We start from the raw sequence: 19723 nt of genomic DNA on the forward strand, positions 1-19723 counted from the left end.
TCATGCCTGCCTGTTGGATACGGCGACGAGGCGCGCCAGGGTTTCCTTCGCCTTGCCGGTGTCGACGGTGTCGCGCGCCAGGGCGATACCCTCCTCGATGGTCTCGACCTTGTCGGCGACCAGGAGGGCAGCGGCAGCATTGAGCAGCACCGTATCCCTATAGGCGCCGGGAGCGCCCTCGAACAGGGCCATGATGGCCGCCGCGTTCTCCGCCGGTTCGCCGCCCAGCAGCTCCTTCGGATCGGTCAGTTTCAGGCCGACCTGTTCGGGATGCAATTCGAAGCTCCTCAGATCACCATTGGCGATCTGTGCCACGAAATTGGGGCCGGACGTCGAGAGCTCGTCCAGCCCTTCGCTCGAATGGACCACCCAGGCCTTGATGGCGCGATTGGCGAGGAGGGCCGCGGCGACCGGCTCGACCCATTCCTGGTCGTAGACGCCCAGCAGATAGCGGCGGACGCCGGCCGGATTGGACTGCGGGCCCAGGAGGTTGAACAGGGTGCGCACCCCCATTTCGGCCCGCGCCGGCCCGACATGGCGCATGGCGGGATGGTGGTGCGGCGCAAACATGAAGCCGATATTGGCCTCGGCAATGGTGTTGCCGATCTGCTCGGGCGTGAGGTCCAGCTTGACGCCCAGAGCCTCGAGCGCCTGCGAAGAGCCGGAGCGCGACGACAGCGCCTTGTTGCCATGCTTGGCGACCGGCACGCCGGCCGCCGCGACGACCAGCGCCGTGGCCGTGGAGATATTGAGGCTGCCCACGCCGTCGCCGCCGGTGCCGACAATGTCGATGGCATCCTCGGGCGCCGAAACGGGCACCATCTGCTCGCGCAGGATGGAGACGGCGGCGGCAATCTCGCCGACCGTTTCACCCTTGAGGCGCATGCCCATGAGGAAGGCGCCGATCTGCGCCTGCGTCGCCTCGCCGGCCATGATCACGCGCATGGCGCCGCGCATTTCCTCGCCGGTCAGGTCTTTGCCTTCGGCAATCTTGTGAAGGGCGGTCTTGAGGTCCATCACGCAGCCTTCTTTCCGTTGAAGTCGCGGGCAATGTCGAGGAAATTCTGCAAGAGGGCGTGTCCATTCTCCGAGGCGATGCTCTCGGGATGGAACTGCACGCCATGCAGGGGCAGGCTCTTGTGCTGCATGCCCATGATCAGGCCGTCATCGGTGGTGGCCGTGACTTCCAGCTCGTCGGGCAGGGTGTCAGCCTTGACGATCAGGGAGTGGTAGCGCGTCGCCTCGAAGTCGTTGTTGAGGCCGCGGAAGATGCCCTTGCCGGTATGGTGGATCTTGCTGGTCTTGCCGTGGAAGAGGCTCGGCGCCCGCACCACGTCGCCGCCCAGTGCCTGGCCCATGGCCTGATGGCCAAGGCACACACCCAACATGGGAATGGTCGACTTGAAGCGGTTGATGACGGCCAGGCAAATACCGGCCTCATTGGGCGTGCACGGGCCGGGAGACAGCACGATGGCGTCCGGGGCCATGGCGGCGATTTCTTCAAGCGTAATCTTGTCGTTACGCCTGACGGTGATGTCGGCGCCAAGCTCGCCCAGGAAATGGACGAGGTTGTAGGTGAAGCTGTCGTAATTATCGATGACGAGGGTCTTGGTCATTGGCCTGTCCTCTGGGAGTGGTTCTGGTGGCGCCGTTCAGAACCAGCTTTGCCATCGATGCATCGAGAGCGTTGCAGGATTACCCCCACCCTTGATCCTTCTCCCCTTCAATCTCTCCACCGGAGAGATTGTCCCTCCGGGTCGGGTCAAAGCCCACAAGGGGGAGGGAGACGATGGACACCAGCGCCTCGGCCCTGCGCCTCCCTCCCCTTGATGGGGAGGGAATGAGGGTGGGGTGATGCCGCCACGCACACTGATATCCGCGATAGAATTCACTGCCCCACTCCCGCTTCGCCGGCATAGCGTAGCGCTTCCTCGGCGGCGCTGAAAAGGGCGCGGGCCTTGTTCTCGCATTCGAGCTGCTCGAGCTCGGGCTTGCTGTCGGCTACGATGCCGGCGCCCGCCTGAACGTAAAGCTTACCGTCCTTGACGATGCCGGTGCGCAGCACGATGCAGGTATCCATGGTGCCGTCGGCACCGAAATAGCCCACACAGCCGCCATAGATGCCGCGCCGCGACTTTTCGAGTTCGTCGATGATCTCCATGGCCCGCACCTTGGGAGCCCCCGACACCGTGCCAGCCGGAAAACCAGCCGACAGGGCGTCGACGAAATCATATTGCGGATCGAGCTCGCCCACCACATTGGAGACGATGTGCATGACGTGGGAATAGTATTCGAGGAAGAACTTGTCGGTGACCTTGACCGTCCCGATCTTCGCCACGCGGCCCACATCATTGCGCCCCAGATCGAGCAGCATCAGATGCTCGGACAATTCCTTGGGGTCGCTCAACAGTTCGGCCGCCAGCTCCTGATCACGCGTGGGCGTGGCGCCGCGCTTGCGGGTGCCCGCAATGGGGCGAATGGTGACCTCGCCATCCTGCACCCGCACCAGGATTTCCGGGCTCGAACCGGCCACCGCGAAGCTGCCGAAATCGAGGAAATACATATAGGGCGACGGGTTGGTGCGCCGCAGCGCCCGATAGAGAGCGGTTGGCGGGAGCGTGAAGTCGGCCGAAAAACGCTGGCTCAGCACCACCTGAAAGATATCGCCGGCGCCGATATAGTCCTTGGCCCGGGCCACCATCTCGAAATACTCGTCCTTCGAGGTGTTGCTGGTGACCGCGATGGAATCGAGGTCGGGCAGGGCAGGGGTGGTCGGCAGGGCCCGCGACAGGCGGGCAATCGCGTCATCGATCCGGCTTTCGGCCGCGGCCAGCGCCTGGGCCGCCGAGACACCCTTGCGCACATAGATGGGCGCCGTGAGATAGAGCTCGTCCTTGACCGTATCGAAGATGGCCAGGAGCGAGGGGCGCATCAGCACCGCTTCCGGGGTTTTCAGATCATCCGGATTGGCGTTGGGCAGCACTTCCATGTAGCGGACCATCTCATAGCCGAGATAGCCATAGATGCCGGCCGATTGCGGGGGCAGGCCCGCCGGCATGTCGATCTGGCTTTCGGCCACGAGCTTGCGCAGCGCATCGAGCGGCATGTCGTCCATGGGCTCGAAGGCTTCGGGGGCGGTCTGGGCACTGCGATTGATCGCGGCCTTGCCGTCCTCGACCTTGAGGATCAGGTCCGGCAACAGGCCGATGATCGAATAGCGGCCGCGGGTGGTTCCGTCCTGCACGCTTTCGAGCAGGAACGAATGGGTGCGACCAGCCGCCAGCTTGAGATAGGTGCCAATCGGGGTCTCCAGGTCCGCCACGATGCGACGCCAGACGAGTCCAGACTTTCCGGCATCGTATTGAGCGGCAAAGGTCTTGGAGTAGTCGTCGCCCATTTTGGTCTGGTTCCGTTGGAGAGTTGCGCCGTTACTGGCCGTAATTTTGCACGAGCAGCTGGTTGAGAACCTGCTGGTTGATCCGCAGGCCCGCATCGTCGCGCAATGCGGCGACGAATTCGGAATAGAGGCCGGCGCGGGTCTCGGTGTCGAGGCTGCTGCGGGTCGCGGCATCGAGCGGCTCGGTCGGCGCGGTTGTGTTGACCACCTGGAACACCACGACCTCACCGGTCTCATTGACGACCGAACCGGCATGGTCCGGACCGCCCGCGAACGCGGCCGAAGCCAAGGTGCTGTCGATCAGCCCGTCTTCCGAGCCAAATCGGGTAAAGGGCGCGCTCAGCTGCGGAAAGGTGGAAAGCTCCATGCCGATATCGGCAAGGTTTCGACCGGCCTCGAGACGGGTCACGATGTCCTCGGCCTTGGCCAGCAGCGCATCATTCACGCGCTCCGCGGTGATCGCGGCCACCACCTCGTCCCGCACTTCCTCGAGCGTCTGGTCGCGGGCCGGCTCGATCGCCTCGAGGTCGAACCAGAGATGCGCATTGCCCGAGAGCGGAATGGACGGGATCAGCTTGTCCTGCTCGGCGGCAAAGATGGCCTGGGCCACGCGCGGATAGTTGGCCGCGTCCAGATTGGGGAGGGCCGACAGCTCGGTTCCGCCACTGGTGACGGTCAGTTCATAGACGGGCAGCCCGAACCGGTCCGCGATCTGCTCGATCGGCTGGAAGGCGGCCCGCAGCTCCTCGATCTGGTCGAGGATCTCGTTGATGTCATTGCGCGCCTCGGCCTGCGACAGGCGCTCGACAATGTCGGCACGCGCTTCCTCCAGCGTCGGTTCGCGGGACGCCTCGATCTCGACGACATGCACGGCGCGCTTGCCGCCAATGCCTTCGATGATGGCGTAACCGCCTTCCTCAAGACCGAAGGCGGCATCGGCCAGGCGGGTATCGGTAATCTCCGCCTGCGTCAGTGTCCCGAGGCTGGATGGGGTCAGGCCGGCATCGGCGATCAGCGTGCCGAAATCGGTCCCGGCGGCAAGGCCGGCCTCGAACTGGGCCTGCAATTCGGGCGTCGCCAGCGACACCTGCTCGATGGTGCGGCGCTCGGGCGTCGTCAGCGAAGCCTTGGTCTTCTCGTATTCGGCGGCGATGGCGTCTTCGGAGACGGTCTTGGTCGCGGCCAGGGAGGGCAGGGACAGATCGAGCAGCTTGACCTTGCGGGTTTCCACCGTGCGGAACTCGGTCTGGTGCTCTTCAAGGTACGCCGCCAGCTCTTCCTCGGTCGGCGCTGCGGGCGCCTCGACGCTGGTCTCGCCCAGGGTGATATAGTCGATGGTGCGGGTGGCGGTGGCGTAGTCGTTGATCAGCCCGGCGGCCACATCGGGCATTTCGGTGTCGGCGATCAGGGCGCTGGTCAGCTGGTTGCGCCGCGCCTCGTCGGCACGGGCCTCGAAATACTCGGCCTCGGTCCAGCCGGCGCGCTGCAGCACCTGGGTGAAGATACCCGGTTCGAAGGTCCCCAGCGTCCCGTGGAAGGATGGGTCCTCGCGCAGCATCTGGGCGAGCCTGGCATCGGACACGCCCAGCCCGAACTGATCGGCCAGCCCGTCCAGCGTCGCGCCCTCCGACAGGCCGAGCAGGACGGCCGTCGGAATGCCCATGGCCTCGGCCTGGCTGGCGGTCGGCACGGAGCCCAATTGCTGGGAGACTCGCTCGGCCTGGTTCTGGTAGGCGCGCAGGAATTCGCGGGAATTGATCTCCTCGTCGCCCACGCGCGCAACGGTATTGCTGCCCAGATCGATGATCACATTATTGATGCCGAACCCGGCTATGCCGACCAGGAGGAACGCTCCCATGATCTTTCCCGGCCAGGATTTTGCAAAACCACGCAAACCATCGAGCATCTGAAGCGTTCCAGTTTCGGGTCCGACCCTTTACCCGAGCGGCAGGGGCGGACTACTAAGACAAATACGACAGCCGGGGTTAGGGCAAAGCCCCTCTCGGCGCAAGAGGCAGGAGTAGCAAGATTGACGACCATCTCACCGCTGATCGCAGGAAACTGGAAGATGAATGGGCTCACCCACTCCCTGGATGAGCTGAGTGAACTGGCGCGCTTGCTGACCACCGGAGAGGCGCCGCGCGCGCTGGTTGTCGTCTGTCCGCCCGCAACCCTGCTGGCCGCCGTGGCGGCACAAGGCGCATCGAGTGGCATCATCGCCGGCGGCCAGGATTGCCACCAGGAACCGCATGGTGCCCATACCGGTGACATTTCCGCTGCCATGCTGGCCGATGCCGGAGCCCAATACGTGATCGTGGGCCATTCCGAGCGTCGGACCGACCATGGAGAGAGCAGCGAAAAAGTCCGCGCCAAGGCGGAAGCTGCGATCGGCTCTGGCCTCAAGCCGATCATCTGCATTGGCGAAACCGAAGCGCAGCGCGATGCCGGCGAAGCGGAATCGGTGGTTGCCGAACAGCTGGCGGCCTCCATTCCGGACGCTGCGGAACACCACGAAGTGACCGTCGCCTATGAGCCGGTCTGGGCCATTGGTACCGGCCGCACCCCCACCCTGGACGAGATCGGGCAGATGCATGATGCCATCCGCGCCCGGCTGGTCGACCGGTTCGGCCTCTCCAAGGGTGAAAGCATCCGCATTCTCTATGGCGGCTCGCTCAAGCCCCAGAATGCCCGCGAAATTCTCGGCGTCAGCAATGTCAACGGTGGACTGGTTGGCGGTGCAAGCCTCTTGGCAAAGGACTTCTATACGATTATCTCCGCCGTCTAGAACCGAACGCCCACCGCCGCTTGTCGCGAAAAAGCGCCGCAAGCGGCTGGCATTTGCCGTTCGAGGGGTGTATGACCCCGCATCCTTTCCAACCCGGGCGGGGCCTTTGGCACGCCCGGACTGACGCGAAGACAAGAGATTCATGGCCAACGTACTGCTCGTCGCCTATCTGCTGATCGTGCTGGCGCTGATTGTCGTCATCCTGATCCAGCGCTCTGAAGGGGGCGCCCTTGGCATTGGTGGCGGCGGTGGCGGTGGCCTGATGACCGCCCGCGGCTCGGCCAATCTGCTGACCCGCACCACTGCGATCCTCGCCACCCTGTTCTTTGCCTCGGCCATCGGCCTGACCGTTCTCAACGAACTCGATCGCGGAACCTCCGGAATTCTGGAGAATGCGGCGTCCGGCACCGCAGGCGAACAGCCCTCCACGGTCCTGGATGCATTGAACGCACTGCAGGGCGACGAGACCTCGGATTTGCCGCTGCCGGCCGACAGCACCGCTGCGCCTGCTGCCGATTCGACCTCGACGACCACTACCTCCACGACGTCGCCCGCAAGCGACCTCCCGGTTCCCGAGGCCCCGGCTGCCGACGCCGCTGCGCCGCAAGAGCAAACTCCCGCCGCGCCGGCGGGTAACTGATCCGCCGCAAGGCGTCCGTGAAAAAGGGGATGGCGACATCCCCTTCTTCTTTTTGTGTAGAGCGGGCTTCCCACTCTGCGAATCATTTCTGATGTGCTTATGGTGATCGCCCATGGCTCGGTACGTATTCATCACCGGAGGCGTGGTCTCCTCCCTTGGCAAAGGTCTGGCTTCGGCGGCGCTTGGCGCTGTGCTGCAGGCGCGCGGCTACAAGGTCCGCCTGCGCAAGCTCGACCCCTATCTCAACGTGGATCCCGGCACGATGTCGCCGACCCAGCATGGCGAGGTCTTCGTCACCGATGACGGTGCCGAGACCGATCTCGACCTGGGGCACTATGAGCGCTTCACCGGTCGCGCTGCCAACAAGCGCGACAACATCACCTCGGGCCGCATCTATTCGGACCTGCTGGCCAAGGAGCGCAAGGGCGAGTTCCTCGGCGCCACGGTGCAGGTGATTCCGCATGTGACCGACGCCATCAAGAATTTCGTGCTCGAGGGCAATGAGGACTTCGATTTCGTGCTGGTCGAGATCGGCGGCACGGTGGGCGACATCGAGGGGCTGCCCTTCTTCGAGGCCATTCGCCAGCTTGGCAATGAATTGCCGCGCAATCATTGCGCCTATCTGCACCTGACCCTGATGCCCTATATTCCCTCGGCCGGCGAGTTGAAGACCAAGCCGACCCAGCACTCGGTCAAGGAGCTGCGCTCCATCGGTATCGCACCCGACGTGCTGCTGGTGCGGTGTGACCGTCCGATCCCCGAGGGCGAGAAGAAGAAGCTCAGCCTCTTCTGTAACGTGCGCGAAACCGCCGTTATCCAGGGGCTCGACGTGGGCTCTATCTATGACGTGCCGATGGCCTATCACAATGAAGGCCTCGACCGCGAAATCCTTGCAGCCTTCGGCATCACCGATGCGCCCGAGCCCGACATGTCGGCCTGGGAAGAGGTGTCGCGCCGCTATCACAACCCCGAGGGCGAGGTGAACATCGCCATTGTGGGCAAGTATACCGGTTTGAAGGACGCCTATAAGTCGCTCTCGGAAGCCCTGACCCATGGCGGCATCGCCAATAAGGTGAAGGTCAATCTGCAGTGGATCGACTCGGAAGTCTTCGAGCGCGACGACCCGGCACCCTATCTCGAGCATGTGCACGGCATCCTGGTGCCCGGCGGCTTCGGCGAGCGCGGCTCGGCCGGCAAGATTGAGGCGGCGCGCTTTGCCCGCATCAAGGACGTGCCCTATTTCGGCATCTGCTTCGGCATGCAGATGGCCTGTATCGAGGCGGCGCGGAACACCGCCGGCATCAAGGCTGCGTCTTCCACCGAATTCGGCCCCACCAAGGAGCCGATCGTGGGCATGATGACCGAATGGGTGAAGGGCAACGAAAAGGAAGCCCGCGCTGCCGATGGCGACCTGGGCGGCACGCTGCGCCTCGGCGCCTATCCAGCCCAGCTGACCCGCGGCTCGCGCGTCGCCGACATCTATGGTTCGACTCGCATTTCCGAGCGCCATCGTCACCGCTATGAGGTGAACATGGATTATCGCAAGCGCCTGGAAGCCAATGGCCTGCTGTTCTCAGGCGTTTCGCCCGATGGCACGCTGCCCGAAATCGTCGAGCGTACCGACCATCCCTGGTTCATCGGCGTGCAGTTCCACCCGGAGCTGAAGTCGAAACCATTCGAGCCGCACCCGCTCTTCACCAGCTTCATCGCCGCGGCGATGGACCAGAGCCGGTTGGTTTGATGGAAATCCTGACGGAGCGCCTGCTGCTCCGTCGCCCCCACATGGATGATCTCGACGCCATGTTCGAGATCATGTCGAACCCGTCGGCCATGCGCTACTGGTCGACGCTGCCCCATGCCAGCAAAGACGTGACCGGGCCTTGGCTGGAACGGATGATCGCCCGCACGGAAGCTGGTGGCGAGGATTTGATCATCGAGCATGAGGGCCGTGTCATCGGCGATGTCGGGGCCGGGCGGCTTCCTGACTTCGGCTTCATCATTCACCCCGATTACTGGGGGCGTGGCTTTGCGACCGAAGCATCTTTGGCCTGCATTGCTCATATTTTTGGTAACACAGCGGCTACCGAACTCCGTGCCGATGTCGATCCACGAAACGTCGCGTCACTTCGCGTTCTCGCTCGCCTCGGTTTCGTGGAAACTGGCCGCGCCGAGCGCACTTTCCTGCTTGGCGACGAATGGTGCGACAGCATCTACCTGACGCTGCCCCGACCGGACTGAGCTTTTATTCAAGCCGGCCGTTCTGCTAGGTTGCCCGCAGCGGCGACATGCCCCAGGAAACCGCCATGGCCGATATCATCAACCTCCGCAACGTCCGCAAGCAGAAGGCCCGCGCCGAAAGGGAAACGCAGGCTTCCCAGAACCGCGTCCTCTTTGGTCGCACGAAAGCTGAAAAGCTCAAGGATGCGGCCGAGAAGGCCAAGGCCGAAAAGCATATCGACGGGCACAAGCGCGACGAATGATCAGGCCGCCGTGCCGGCAGCGCGCGGCGCCCTCCGGTAGAGGAAAAGACCTGACAGCGCCGCAAGAAAGGCAAGGCCGGCCGCCACCGTGCGGAACTGGTTCCAGACCTGCCAGGGCTGCGAATAGTCTCGCCAGATGACTTGGGCGGTTGCGGCGTCTGGGGGAATTGCGACAGCGGCAAGGCCTTCGTTCATGGGAACGTTCACGCCCAAGGTCAGGATCAGGCAGAAACCGGTATAGAGAGCGGCAGCCAGGGCGAACGCCGCCGCACTTGATCGGTACCGCTGCGCGAAGAGCAGGGCGGCCGTCAGTCCCAGTGCCATCGGTGTCCCGAAGAAGGCTGGGGCAAAGACGGCATTACGGACCGAAGCGTTCATCGCCTGCATGGCCGAAATGGCCATCCGGGGATCGGCGGCATCCAGCCCCCACATGGTCGAGCAGATCCAGGCGTAGAAGAAACCGAAAATGGCCGCGCTCAGCACGAGCGACACCACGATCATGGCGACGGACAGGACACGCATGGCAAGCTCCTCGATCTTCATCAGGGCGCCGTACACATGTGTACGGGTTTACAGAGCCGTATAGATGTGTACGCTTTGCTTGTAAAGCGTGCGGAGCCGAGAATGGACGACGAGAAGCGAAAGCAGCGTCATGAGCAGATTTGCCGGGCCGCTTATGAGCTCCTGGCCACGCATGGCTATGGTGGGACCTCGATGCTGTACATTGCGCGCGCCGCCAAGGCCTCCAACGAAACCCTCTATCGCTGGTATGGCGACAAGGACGGCCTGTTCCGGACCATGGTGCGGGATAATGCCGCCGAAACGCGGCAGATGCTGTCCGAAGCCCTTAGCGCGCAAGCGGACCCCAGACAGGCCCTCGAGCGCGTGGCGCCTGTGTTTCTCGCCATGCTGCTGGGCGAACGCGCCATTCTGCTCAATCGGGCCGCGGCGGCCGACCCAAGCGGTGCCCTCGGGGCTGCCATATCAGCCGGCGGCAGGAACGAGATCATGCCGCTGTTCGAAGGCGTCATGGCACGCATTTGCGAGGGCAAGACGGTCAGCGCGAAACAGGCGACGCAGTGGTTTCTGGGCCTCCTCATCGGCGACCTGCAGATCAGGCGCGTCATCAACGACGCGCCTGCGCTGTCGGAGGCGGAAGCGCAAGCTCGCTCCAATGCGGCCCTGGAGGTCTTCTATCGCCTCATTGATGGATCGCCGCAGCCCGGCGGCTGAGTGGCCGCCACGGCATCCGTGCTACCAATCCACCTGGCAGACACCGCCATCCGGGCCAAACTGCATGCTCTCTGGCGTGTACTGGAAAATCTCGATCTTGACCCCGCTTGGGTCCGCCAGCCAGCATTGCCAGGTGTGATCGACGCCCAGCTTCTTGTCGGTCACCGAAACGCCCCTGGCCTTTGCATTGGCCATGAAGCCGTCGATGTCGTCGGTCTCGAAGCAGATATGGTTGATCTGGTTGGTGTCCTCGAACCGGCTCTCGCCCTTCTTAAAGACTTCGACAAAGGTGCGATTGCCGAAATCGAGATAGAAACCGATGCGGTCCTCACCGCGCTTGAAATCGAATTTTGGCGAGACGCCCAGGACGTCGCGATAAAAGGCCTCGACGGCATCAAGGTCGCGGGCAAAAATGCAGGTATGCGCCACCTGTTTGACGAGGGGTGTGCTCAAAATGTCTTCCTCCGGAATCGACGGACTGGACAGCCCGCCCTGACATGTTAGTACAGGTCCATGCTTGAGGCCACACCGGGAGGGAACGCCATGGCACGGGTCGTCGTCATCGGTGCAACCGGCCACATCGGCACCTATCTCGTTCCTCGTCTCGTCCGGGACGGCCATGAGGTCGTGGCGGTAACGCGCGGCAAGGCCGAGCCCTATTTGCCCGATCCCGCCTGGCAGCGCGTCGAACGCGTCATGCTTGATCGCGCCGACGAGGAAGCGGCGGGCCGGTTCGGGAGCGCCATCGCCGATCTCGGCGGCAAAGTTGTGATCGACAATATCTGCTTCACCCTCGACAGCGCCCGCCAATTGGTCGAGGCGCTGAGGGGACGGGTGCAGCATTTCCTGCATATCGGCACCATCTGGACCCATGGTTTCTCTGAAGTGGTGCCCACGCCCGAAGACGTGACCAAGCGCCCCTTCGGCGAGTACGGAGTGCAGAAGGCGGCCATTGAGGCATATCTGCTCGATCTGGCCCGGCGCGACGGCTTTCCGGCAACCATCCTCCATCCTGGCCACATTGTGGGGCAGGGGTGGTCGCCGCTCAACCCGGCCGGTCATTTCGACGATGCCGCCTTTGCCACGATTGCGCGCGGGGACACGCTGGCCCTGCCCAATTTCGGCATGGAGACCGTGCATCACGTCCACGCCGACGACATTGCCGTCCTCGCCATCCGGGCCATGGCCAATTGGAGCGTGTCGGTGGGCGAGGCCTTCCATGCGGTATCGCCCCGAGCCGTTACGCTGCGCGGCTATGCCGAAGCCATGTATCGCTGGTTCGGACACGAACCGGCGCCGAGCTTTCATCCCTGGGAGGAATGGAAAGCGATGCAGACCCCTGAAAATGCCGCTGCCACCTGGGAGCACATTGCCCGCAGCCCCAATACCAGTATCGAGAAAGGCCGCCGCCTGCTCGGCTATGCGCCGCGATACAGCTCGCTGGCTGCCGTGCAGGAATCGGTGTCCTGGCTGATCGCCCACAGAAAACTGGCCGTCTAGCCGACCTTCCATGCGCGATTTTTGCATCTGCCCTCTTTTCACTGTCACACGGCGCGTCTAGACAGGCACCTACACCCCAAAAGCTTTCCGGGAAGGGCTCGCATGTCTTCAATCATCCACGTCAATGGCCGCCAGATTTTCGACAGCCGCGGCAATCCCACCGTCGAAGTCGACGTGGTGCTGGACGATGGGAGCTTCGGCCGCGCCGCCGTGCCTTCGGGCGCCTCGACCGGCGCGCATGAAGCCGTTGAACTGCGCGATGGCGGCAAGCTCTATATGGGCAAGGGCGTGACCCAGGCGGTCGAGAACGTCAACACCGTCATCGCCGACGAAATCCAGGGCATGGACGCGCTCGATCAGCTGGCCATCGACCAGGCCATGATCGATCTCGACGGCACCGCCAACAAGGGCAAGTTGGGCGCCAACGCCATTCTCGGCGTGTCGCTGGCCGTCGCCAAGGCCGCCGCCGAGTCGAGCGAGCTGCCGTTCTACCGCTATATCGGCGGCCCCAACGCCCATGTGCTTCCGGTGCCGATGATGAACATCATCAATGGCGGCGAGCATGCCGACAACCCGATCGACATGCAGGAATTCATGATCCTGCCCGCTGGCGCCACCTCGATCGCCGACGCCGTGCGCATCGGTTCGGAAATCTTCCACACACTCAAGAAGGGTCTGTCGGCCGAAGGCCACAACACCGCCGTGGGCGACGAGGGCGGCTTTGCGCCGAACCTCAAGAGCGCTGACGACGCCCTGGGCTTCATCATGCGCTCGATCGAAAAGGCCGGCTACAAGCCGGGCGAGGACGTGTTCCTCGGCCTCGATTGCGCCGCCACCGAATATTACAAGAACGGCAAGTACGAGATGGTGGGCGAGGGCAAGTCGCTCTCCTCGGACGAGAACGTCCGCTTCCTCGAGGACCTCGCCAACCGCTACCCGATCATCACCATCGAAGATGGCATGGCCGAAGACGACTGGGACGGCTGGAAGGCCCTGACCGATGCCATTGGCAAGAAGGTGCAGCTGGTGGGCGACGACCTGTTCGTCACCAACACGGCGCGCCTGGTCTCGGGCATCAAGATGGGCGTTGCCAACTCCATCCTGGTCAAGGTCAACCAGATCGGCTCGCTCTCGGAAACCCTCAACGCCGTCGATACCGCGCACCGCGCCGGCTACACCTCGGTGATGTCGCACCGCTCGGGCGAAACCGAGGATTCCACCATTGCCGACCTCGCGGTGGCGCTCAACTGCGGTCAGATCAAGACCGGCTCGCTCAGCCGCTCCGATCGCCTGGCCAAGTACAACCAGCTGATCCGTATCGAGGAACAGCTCGGTTCTTCGGCCAAATATGCCGGCTACTCGGTGGTCAAGGGCCGCTGAGGCAATGACCATGCGGGCCCTGGTCTATGACCATTATGGCCCGCCCGAAAAAGTCTTGCGGCTGGAGCAAGTGCCCCGGCCGCAACCAAGGCCCGATGAAGTGCTGGTGCGCGTGCATGCAGCCTCGCTCAATGCCTGGGACTGGGATCGCTTGGTCGGCCGTCCCCTTGGACGCGTAACCGATCCGTTTCGTCCACCGCATAAAATACTCGGCGGCGACATTGCCGGTGTTGTCGAGGCCCTCGGTCGCGACGTTGATGCATTTTCGGTCGGCGATGCTGTGTTTGGCGATTTGACCGCGGCGCATTGGGGCGGCTTTGCCGACTATGTATGCGCTCCCGTCAAAGTTCTTGCGCGCAAGCCGGCAGAACTTAGCTTTCATCAAGCTGCCGCTCTGCCACAAGCGGGGCTCCTCGCCGTCGAAGCGATGAAATTCAGACCCAATCTTGGAGCAGGCGAGCACGTTCTGGTGTCTGGAGCGGGCGGGGGCGCAGGCCTTTTTGCCCTGCAACTGGCCAAAACCGCGGGCGCGATCGTCACCGCCGTCGACAAGGGCATCAAGGGGGCCACCCTGCTGTCACAGGGCGCGGAATACGTCACCGACTATCAACGCGAGAGTTTCGCCAATTCCGGGAAAAAATACGACTTCATCATCGATATGGTGGGGAGCCAGACCGTGTTTGGTTACCGGCGCGCCCTTGCTCCTGGCGGAAGTGTCGTGCTGGTCGGCGGCAGCCTTGGCCGCATCCTGCAAGTCGTGGCGCTTGGAACGGCCCTCGGCAGGGCTGACAATCAGACCATGGGACTGGCCATCTATCAGCCGACCGTCGCTGGTCTTGATAGATTGGCCACCTTGGCCGTCGCGGGCACGCTCGAGCCGGTCATCGACAGCGTTTTTCCCCTGGAACAGGGACCGGCCGCTCTCCGCCGTATTGGAGATGGCGACCATATCGGCAAGATCATCGTCGATATGAGCGCTTGACCCCTACTGGAACGCCGTCTCGGCAAAGCTGCGGAGTTTGCGTGAATGCAGGCGTTCGGCCGGCTGGTCGCGCAGGATTTCCATGGCACGCAGTCCGATCTGCAGGTGTCGATTGACCTGGGTGCGATAGAAATCCGAGGCCATGCCGGGCAGCTTCAATTCACCATGCAGCGGTTTGTCGGAGACGCAGAGCAGGGTGCCATAGGGCACGCGGAAGCGGAAACCATTGGCCGCGATGGTCGCGCTCTCCATATCCAGCGCCACGGCGCGGGACTGGCTGAGGCGGCGGGTAATCTCGGTCTGGTCGCGCAGTTCCCAATTGCGATTGTCGAAGGTCGCGACCGTGCCGGTGCGCATGATCTTCTTGGTCTCGACGCCCTCGGTCTGGGTGATCTGCTCGACGGCATCCTCTAGGGCGAGCTGGATTTCCGCCAGCGCCGGAATGGGCACCGAGAGCGGCAGGTCGGCGTCGAGCACATGGTCCTCGCGCACATAAGCGTGGGCCAGGACATAATCGCCCAGTTCCTGGCTGTTCCTGAGGCCCGCACAATGGCCCAGCATGATCCAGGCATGCGGCCTGAGTACCGCAATGTGGTCGGTGATGGTCTTTGCGTTGGACGGACCGACGCCGATATTGACCATGGTGATGCCGCGACCCCGGTCGCCCACCAGGTGATAGGCCGGCATCTGCGGCGAGCGCGGCGGCGGTGACCCGGTGACGCCACCGCCCGTCAGCATATTGTCGGTCGCCACATTGCCCGGCTCGATGAAGCGCTGGTAGTGCGGATGCTTCTCGGCCATCCAGCTCTTGGCGATGCGGCAGAACTCGTCGATATAGAACTGGTAATTGGTGAAGATGACGAAGTTCTGGAAGTGCTCGGCATCGGTGCCGGTGTAGTGGGCCAGACGGAACAGCGAATAATCGACGCGCGGCGCGGTGAAGGCCGAAAGTGGATAGGGCCCCCCACGCGGCGGCACATAGGTGCCATTGGCGATCTCGTCGTCGGTATTGCCCAGGTCGGGGGCGTCGAAGACGTCCCGCAGCGGCACATCCATGGCATTGATGGCCTTGCCGTCCAGATGGTCATGCGGCCCGAGCGCGAAATGCAGCGGGATGGGGGTCTCGGATTCGCCAACTTCGATGGCGCCACCATGGTTCTTGAGAATGACCGCGAACTGCTCCTGCAGATAGCCCTTGAACAGGTCCGGCGCCGTCACCGTGGTGCGATAGATGCCGGGCGTGTGCAGATAGCCATAGGGCAGGGTGCTCTCATGCTTGGAATAGCTGGTCGAACGCACCTCCACCTGCGGATAACAAGCGCGGACACGACCAGCCGGCACTTCGCCCCTGGTCAGCGCGTCCAGATGCCCGCGAATGAAATCGCAATTGCGGTGATAAATCTTCGCGATATGCGCCCATGCCGCTTCGGGGTCAGTAAAGGACTGGGTCTCAAGGCGCGGCGGGCAAAGTGTGGTCATATGGGTCCTCGTGGGCCGGCCCGCGGATCGGGCGGCGGGATGTTGGAATCGTCTTTTCAATTCCAGCCAATATAGAGGCCGTATGACGGCTTCTCAACGAGGCGCCGCTCCGCCCGCCAACTTTCACACTTCGGTGACCGGCTCTTTTCTCGCCGCAATTGCGCACCATCTTCGAGCGTAGTTCATCGGCGACGCAAACGACCCATGCAACCGGTGAGCGGGAGGTAGTCCGCCGCTTGTCCCCCAAGCCCTCAACAGCGCGGTGGGCTACATCCCCCTAAAGGCCGCCCGGCAGCAATGCTGTGGCGGCCTTTATGCATTGGGATAGGTCTCGCGCAGCTTGCGCACCGAAATTTCGGCCAGTTCGCGCAGCACGCCAAGATCGATGTCGCTGAGGCGCTTCACATAGAGGCAGGCCTTGCCCATGCGATGCTTGCCGAGCCGTGCCAGCAGCGCCTGGCGTCTCTCGGTCTCTTCGGGGAAATAGGTGCCCATCAGGTAGATGCTGAATTCGGCCTTGCGCGGCGCAAAGCCAATGAGAAATGCATCGCCTTCATGTCCGGTAGGGTAGCGGTAGTGATACTGCCCGAACCCCACGATCGATCCCCAGAGCACCGGGGGTTGCCCCGACACCGCGCTCATCAACTCGATCAGGACGTGGGAATCCGCTCGCTTCTGCGGATTTTCCACCTGCGCCAGAAACTCACCCACATTCCCAGGCCCCGGCCGCGTCTTCTGCTCGGCCAATCTAGCCTCCCTGCGCCGCCAGATAGTCCACCACGATCTCGGGATTAGCCTCACCGTCATAGCTGGCGTCGATCTCGTACTGCACCAGGGTGAACTGGCCATCGTCAAAGAACCACGTGCCCGATGAACTGGCGTCCCCCAGCCCCCGCCACAGCGAATGCGCGGTGATGACCTTGGCTTTGGGATCGAATTCGGCGTTGACCAGAATGGCCTGGGTGCTCATGCCTGTGACGTCGATGCCCAGCACCTTGCTGTCGATGTCATCCTCGACTTCATATCGGATATCGAAGCTAGGCACCGCCAGGGACAGCGGCTGCAGGCCATCGAATTCCCGCTCCCAGTAGAAGGCGTGGCTGACATTATAGGCGCCTGATGTGCAAAACACCTGCACGAGCGTCACCGTCTCGGTGTCCGAGCCATCGCTCCAGCTCGGAGTGTAATCGAAGGTCCAGCTTTGAAAGGCATCGTCGGGCACGTAGCCGCTGCCAGCCTCGTCGCAATAGGTTCCACTGGCCAATGCATGCAGTTTCATGGCGCGCTTTTCCAGCGATGCTTCCTGCGCCAGGGTCGCCGAAGCGGAAACGGCAAGGAGCGGCAGCCAAAGCAATGGACGGATCATCCTTCATCCCTTATGTCGAAGCCGAAAGCGGGGCCCTCCGCCCGCACGCTCCATTCAAGCAGATCGAGGCCCAAATGACCGCAAAAATCATCGACGGAAAACGCTTTGCCGAAGATCTGCGCGGCCGCATTGCCGGCCATGTTACCCGTCTCAAGGCCGAGCACGGCATCACCCCCGGCCTGGCCGTGGTGATTGTCGGCGAGGACCCGGCCAGCCAGGTCTATGTCTCGTCCAAGGCCAAGCAGACTGCCGAAGTCGGGATGAACTCGTTCAAGCACGAGCTACCCGCCGACACCCCGGAAGCCGATCTCCTGGCCCTGGTGCACCAGCTCAACGCCGATCCGGCGGTGCACGGCATTCTCGTGCAGATGCCGGTGCCCAAGCATATCGATCCCAACAAGGTCATCGAAGCGATCGATCCGGCCAAGGATGTCGACTGCTTCACCCCTGCCAATGTCGGCAAGGTACAGATCGGCCTGCCGGGGCCGGTGTCGTGCACACCGCTGGGTTGTCTCATGCTGCTGCGCGACGAGTTGGGGAGCCTCGAAGGCAAGCATGCCGTCATCATCGGGCGCTCGAACCTGGTCGGCAAGCCGATGATGCAATTGCTGCTGCAGGACAATTGCACGGTGACCGTCGCCCATTCGCGCACCAGGGACCTGGCCGGCATCGTCCGTCAGGCCGATATCGTGGTTGCAGCCGTTGGCCGTCCGCAGATGATCAAGGGCGATTGGATCAAGCCGGGCGCCACCGTCATCGATGTGGGTATCAACCGCATCCCGGCGCCGGAAAAGGGCGAGGGCAAGACGCGGCTCGTCGGCGACGTGGATACGGCGGCTGCGTCCGAAGTCGCTGCGGCCATTACCCCGGTTCCGGGTGGCGTCGGCCCGATGACCATTGCATGCCTTCTGGCCAACACCATCACCACCGCCTCGCTGATGAACGGCCTCGTGCCGCCGAGCGACCTCACCGCATGAACGATATCGCCCACGACCCCGGCGGCAAGGTGCGCCTTCGTCTCGGCGAAGGCGTGCGCGGCGATGCGGTGATGAGCGCGGATGGGCGCTACCGCCAGATCATGCGGCGCTGGCTGGGAGAGACCTTTCCGGAGCACTACATCCTCTTTATCGGGATGAACCCCTCGACCGCTGATGCCACAGTCGATGACCCGACCTGCGCCCGCGAATGGACCTTCGCCCGCCGCGAGGGCTTTTCCGGCATGGTCAAATGCAATGTCGGGGACTACCGCGCGACTGACCCCAAAATGCTGGTCGCGCCTGGCGTGGAGGCTGTCTCACCCGCCAATATCCCGGCCATCCGCCAGGCAGCGCACGGGGCAGGGCGGGTCGTGCTCTGCCACGGCAAGCTCAACAAGGCGCTCGCGCCGGCCGGGCGCGAGATCGTCGAGGCGCTGAGAGCGGACGGGGTAGAGCTCTGGTGCTTTGGCACCAATGCCGATGGGTCGCCGAAACATCCCCTCTATATGCGGGCGGATACGCCGCTGGTGCGGTTTCCCGCATCAGGACCCTATTGACGCTCAAGCTTGGTCCTAATGACGGGGATGGCCGTTTCCACCGCCGCTCGGCCTTCGGCGATGGCTTCCCTGGCCCGATGAAAGTCCATGATGCCGATGTCGATGACGTGCGGCAGCACCATGACATGGGGTGGCTCGCCCGCCAGCCGCGATCTTGTGATCTGGTCCTGCATAATGTTGAGCGAGTTGCCCAGGACGTCGAAATAGCCGGGCGTGGCGGCTGAACCAAACAGGCGAATGCTGGCAATCTGGCTGGCCAGATTGGAGGGCATGGATTTGATCATGTCGATCCAGTTGCCGTTCGCTTCCACCGTCGCTGCGGGAACCGGAGGATCGACCTGCGGCAACAGGCGGCGACCGAGCAGATCCTCATTGAGATTGACGGCAATGACGAAGTCCGCTCCCATCGCCCGACACAGGGAGACCGGGACGGGATTGACCAGCCCGCCATCAACCAGCCAACGGCCGTCGATCTGCACCGGGCTGAAGATGCCGGGCAGTGAAATCGAGGCACGGAGAGCCTGATCCAGCGGGCCATTGCGCAACCAGACCTCCCGCCCGGTCTCCAGGTCAGTCGCCACGGCCGCGAAAGGTATCGTCAGGTCCTCGATCGGCCCGGCGAGATCGAGCCCGGCCATCCACTCCACGATGCGGACGCCATCGACCAGTCCACCCGACAGCAGGCTGACATCGACGAGGGAAGCAACGGCCTTGCGATCGGCTGCCATGGCCCAGTCTCTCAGGGCCTCGAACCGACCAGCGGCAAAGGCCGCGCCGACCAGCGCTCCCATCGAGGTGCCGCAGATGATATCGGGGACGAGATCGGCCGCGAGCAGTCCCTCGAGCACACCGACATGCGCCCAGCCCCGCGCGGCACCTGTACCCAGAACCAGTCCGACGCGGGTCTTTTTCATGCGCTTCTGCCCCCAGCAGGAGCCAAAGCTTAG

21 protein-coding genes are annotated in these 19723 nt (G+C 63.3%); 11 read left to right on the plus strand and 10 right to left on the minus strand.

The features are described from left to right. From trpD to K1X15_RS08185, 4 genes are all read right to left on the minus strand, one after another. Nucleotides 1-1017 (minus strand): anthranilate phosphoribosyltransferase, encoded by a 1017-nt coding sequence (trpD, locus tag K1X15_RS08170; protein ID WP_420828366.1) that lies wholly within the window; start codon nucleotides 1015-1017, stop codon nucleotides 1-3. After that, complete coding sequence (locus tag K1X15_RS08175; RefSeq protein ID WP_220306969.1) at nucleotides 1017-1616, minus strand: anthranilate synthase component II; 600 nt, start codon at nucleotides 1614-1616, stop codon at nucleotides 1017-1019. The genes trpD and K1X15_RS08175 overlap by 1 nt, the downstream gene beginning before the upstream one ends. Before the next feature lie 272 nt (nucleotides 1617-1888). Next, nucleotides 1889-3397 carry an anthranilate synthase component I gene (gene trpE / locus K1X15_RS08180; RefSeq protein ID WP_220306970.1) on the minus strand — a complete coding sequence of 503 codons (1509 nt, stop codon included), beginning with the start codon at nucleotides 3395-3397 and terminating at the stop codon, nucleotides 1889-1891. A gap of 31 nt (nucleotides 3398-3428) precedes the next feature. Then, entirely contained in the window at nucleotides 3429-5303 is a 1875-nt protein-coding gene (locus K1X15_RS08185) for a peptidylprolyl isomerase (RefSeq protein WP_220306971.1), read from the minus strand. A gap of 123 nt (nucleotides 5304-5426) precedes the next feature. On the opposite strand from K1X15_RS08185, the gene tpiA reads away from it, so the two are divergent. From tpiA to K1X15_RS08210, 5 genes are all read left to right on the plus strand, one after another. After that, complete coding sequence (tpiA, locus tag K1X15_RS08190; protein WP_276315315.1) at nucleotides 5427-6182, plus strand: triose-phosphate isomerase; 756 nt, start codon at nucleotides 5427-5429, stop codon at nucleotides 6180-6182. 142 nt (nucleotides 6183-6324) lie between these two features. Further along, nucleotides 6325-6822 (plus strand): preprotein translocase subunit SecG, encoded by a 498-nt coding sequence (secG, locus tag K1X15_RS08195; protein ID WP_220306972.1) that lies wholly within the window; start codon nucleotides 6325-6327, stop codon nucleotides 6820-6822. Nucleotides 6823-6934: 112 nt separating this feature from the next. Further along, nucleotides 6935-8563 (plus strand): CTP synthase, encoded by a 1629-nt coding sequence (locus K1X15_RS08200; RefSeq protein ID WP_220306973.1) that lies wholly within the window; start codon nucleotides 6935-6937, stop codon nucleotides 8561-8563. Next, nucleotides 8563-9060: a GNAT family N-acetyltransferase gene (locus K1X15_RS08205; RefSeq protein WP_240549749.1), complete on the plus strand. Its 498-nt coding sequence runs from the start codon at nucleotides 8563-8565 to the stop codon at nucleotides 9058-9060. The genes K1X15_RS08200 and K1X15_RS08205 overlap by 1 nt, the downstream gene beginning before the upstream one ends. Nucleotides 9061-9125: 65 nt before the next feature. Next, complete coding sequence (locus K1X15_RS08210; protein WP_220306975.1) at nucleotides 9126-9302, plus strand: DUF4169 family protein; 177 nt, start codon at nucleotides 9126-9128, stop codon at nucleotides 9300-9302. Here K1X15_RS08210 and K1X15_RS08215 read toward each other — a convergent pair whose 3' ends face one another. After that, nucleotides 9303-9824 (minus strand): anthrone oxygenase family protein, encoded by a 522-nt coding sequence (locus K1X15_RS08215; protein ID WP_220306976.1) that lies wholly within the window; start codon nucleotides 9822-9824, stop codon nucleotides 9303-9305. It abuts the gene before it with no gap. A gap of 102 nt (nucleotides 9825-9926) precedes the next feature. Between K1X15_RS08215 and K1X15_RS08220 the strand changes: the two genes are divergently transcribed. Beyond that, nucleotides 9927-10535, plus strand: a complete 609-nt coding sequence (locus K1X15_RS08220; RefSeq protein WP_220306977.1) for a TetR/AcrR family transcriptional regulator — start codon at nucleotides 9927-9929, stop codon at nucleotides 10533-10535. A 21-nt stretch (nucleotides 10536-10556) separates the two neighbouring features. On the opposite strand, the gene K1X15_RS08225 is transcribed toward K1X15_RS08220, so the two are convergent. Continuing rightward, a complete protein-coding gene (locus K1X15_RS08225; protein WP_240549692.1) occupies nucleotides 10557-10988 on the minus strand; it encodes a VOC family protein in 432 nt (143 codons plus the stop codon). A gap of 90 nt (nucleotides 10989-11078) precedes the next feature. Here K1X15_RS08225 and K1X15_RS08230 point away from each other — a divergent pair, with 90 nt between their 5' ends. The 3 genes from K1X15_RS08230 (at nucleotide 11079) to K1X15_RS08240 (ending at nucleotide 14397) form a co-directional block, all read left to right on the plus strand. Beyond that, nucleotides 11079-12035: an NAD-dependent epimerase/dehydratase family protein gene (locus K1X15_RS08230; protein WP_220306979.1), complete on the plus strand. Its 957-nt coding sequence runs from the start codon at nucleotides 11079-11081 to the stop codon at nucleotides 12033-12035. 102 nt (nucleotides 12036-12137) lie between these two features. After that, complete coding sequence (gene eno / locus K1X15_RS08235; protein WP_220306980.1) at nucleotides 12138-13415, plus strand: phosphopyruvate hydratase; 1278 nt, start codon at nucleotides 12138-12140, stop codon at nucleotides 13413-13415. Nucleotides 13416-13425: 10 nt separating this feature from the next. Then, nucleotides 13426-14397: an NAD(P)-dependent alcohol dehydrogenase gene (locus K1X15_RS08240; protein WP_220306981.1), complete on the plus strand. Its 972-nt coding sequence runs from the start codon at nucleotides 13426-13428 to the stop codon at nucleotides 14395-14397. 3 nt (nucleotides 14398-14400) lie between these two features. Here the strand turns inward: K1X15_RS08240 and K1X15_RS08245 are convergent, their stop codons facing one another. From K1X15_RS08245 to K1X15_RS08255, 3 genes are all read right to left on the minus strand, one after another. Further along, nucleotides 14401-15876, minus strand: coding sequence for an AMP nucleosidase (locus tag K1X15_RS08245; protein WP_220306982.1), 1476 nt, complete (start codon nucleotides 15874-15876; stop codon nucleotides 14401-14403). Between the two features lie 312 nt (nucleotides 15877-16188). Beyond that, entirely contained in the window at nucleotides 16189-16623 is a 435-nt protein-coding gene (locus K1X15_RS08250; RefSeq protein ID WP_220306983.1) for a DUF1801 domain-containing protein, read from the minus strand. 1 nt (nucleotide 16624) lies between these two features. Further along, entirely contained in the window at nucleotides 16625-17242 is a 618-nt protein-coding gene (locus K1X15_RS08255; protein WP_220306984.1) for a DUF1176 domain-containing protein, read from the minus strand. A gap of 74 nt (nucleotides 17243-17316) precedes the next feature. On the opposite strand from K1X15_RS08255, the gene folD reads away from it, so the two are divergent. Both folD and K1X15_RS08265 read left to right on the plus strand, forming a co-directional pair. Next, nucleotides 17317-18219: a bifunctional methylenetetrahydrofolate dehydrogenase/methenyltetrahydrofolate cyclohydrolase FolD gene (gene folD / locus K1X15_RS08260; RefSeq protein ID WP_220306985.1), complete on the plus strand. Its 903-nt coding sequence runs from the start codon at nucleotides 17317-17319 to the stop codon at nucleotides 18217-18219. Beyond that, nucleotides 18216-18776 (plus strand): DUF1643 domain-containing protein, encoded by a 561-nt coding sequence (locus tag K1X15_RS08265; protein ID WP_220306986.1) that lies wholly within the window; start codon nucleotides 18216-18218, stop codon nucleotides 18774-18776. Before folD ends, K1X15_RS08265 begins: the two co-directional genes overlap by 4 nt. Here K1X15_RS08265 and K1X15_RS08270 read toward each other — a convergent pair. Then, nucleotides 18770-19690 (minus strand): patatin-like phospholipase family protein, encoded by a 921-nt coding sequence (locus K1X15_RS08270; protein ID WP_220306987.1) that lies wholly within the window; start codon nucleotides 19688-19690, stop codon nucleotides 18770-18772. The genes K1X15_RS08265 and K1X15_RS08270 overlap by 7 nt on opposite strands. Between the last annotated feature and the right edge of the window lie 33 nt (nucleotides 19691-19723).

The organism is Devosia salina (assembly GCF_019504385.1).
GTDB lineage: Bacteria > Pseudomonadota > Alphaproteobacteria > Rhizobiales > Devosiaceae > Devosia > Devosia salina.

Bases quoted from the DNA above. Each gene is read 5' to 3' on its own strand.
- K1X15_RS08215 (WP_220306976.1), bottom strand. From the start codon at position 9,824: ATGCGTGTCCTGTCCGTCGCCATGATCGTGGTGTCGCTCGTGCTGAGC.
- K1X15_RS08245 (WP_220306982.1), bottom strand. From the start codon at position 15,876: ATGACCACACTTTGCCCGCCGCGCCTTGAGACCCAGTCCTTTACTGAC.
- secG (WP_220306972.1), top strand. From the start codon at position 6,325: ATGGCCAACGTACTGCTCGTCGCCTATCTGCTGATCGTGCTGGCGCTG.
- K1X15_RS08270 (WP_220306987.1), bottom strand. From the start codon at position 19,690: ATGAAAAAGACCCGCGTCGGACTGGTTCTGGGTACAGGTGCCGCGCGG.
- K1X15_RS08200 (WP_220306973.1), top strand. From the start codon at position 6,935: ATGGCTCGGTACGTATTCATCACCGGAGGCGTGGTCTCCTCCCTTGGC.
- K1X15_RS08210 (WP_220306975.1), top strand. From the start codon at position 9,126: ATGGCCGATATCATCAACCTCCGCAACGTCCGCAAGCAGAAGGCCCGC.
- K1X15_RS08230 (WP_220306979.1), top strand. From the start codon at position 11,079: ATGGCACGGGTCGTCGTCATCGGTGCAACCGGCCACATCGGCACCTAT.
- K1X15_RS08185 (WP_220306971.1), bottom strand. From the start codon at position 5,303: ATGCTCGATGGTTTGCGTGGTTTTGCAAAATCCTGGCCGGGAAAGATC.
- K1X15_RS08175 (WP_220306969.1), bottom strand. From the start codon at position 1,616: ATGACCAAGACCCTCGTCATCGATAATTACGACAGCTTCACCTACAAC.
- K1X15_RS08205 (WP_240549749.1), top strand. From the start codon at position 8,563: ATGGAAATCCTGACGGAGCGCCTGCTGCTCCGTCGCCCCCACATGGAT.
- K1X15_RS08255 (WP_220306984.1), bottom strand. From the start codon at position 17,242: ATGATCCGTCCATTGCTTTGGCTGCCGCTCCTTGCCGTTTCCGCTTCG.
- K1X15_RS08240 (WP_220306981.1), top strand. From the start codon at position 13,426: ATGCGGGCCCTGGTCTATGACCATTATGGCCCGCCCGAAAAAGTCTTG.
- trpD (WP_420828366.1), bottom strand. From the start codon at position 1,017: ATGGACCTCAAGACCGCCCTTCACAAGATTGCCGAAGGCAAAGACCTG.
- eno (WP_220306980.1), top strand. From the start codon at position 12,138: ATGTCTTCAATCATCCACGTCAATGGCCGCCAGATTTTCGACAGCCGC.
- trpE (WP_220306970.1), bottom strand. From the start codon at position 3,397: ATGGGCGACGACTACTCCAAGACCTTTGCCGCTCAATACGATGCCGGA.
- folD (WP_220306985.1), top strand. From the start codon at position 17,317: ATGACCGCAAAAATCATCGACGGAAAACGCTTTGCCGAAGATCTGCGC.
- K1X15_RS08265 (WP_220306986.1), top strand. From the start codon at position 18,216: ATGAACGATATCGCCCACGACCCCGGCGGCAAGGTGCGCCTTCGTCTC.
- K1X15_RS08220 (WP_220306977.1), top strand. From the start codon at position 9,927: ATGGACGACGAGAAGCGAAAGCAGCGTCATGAGCAGATTTGCCGGGCC.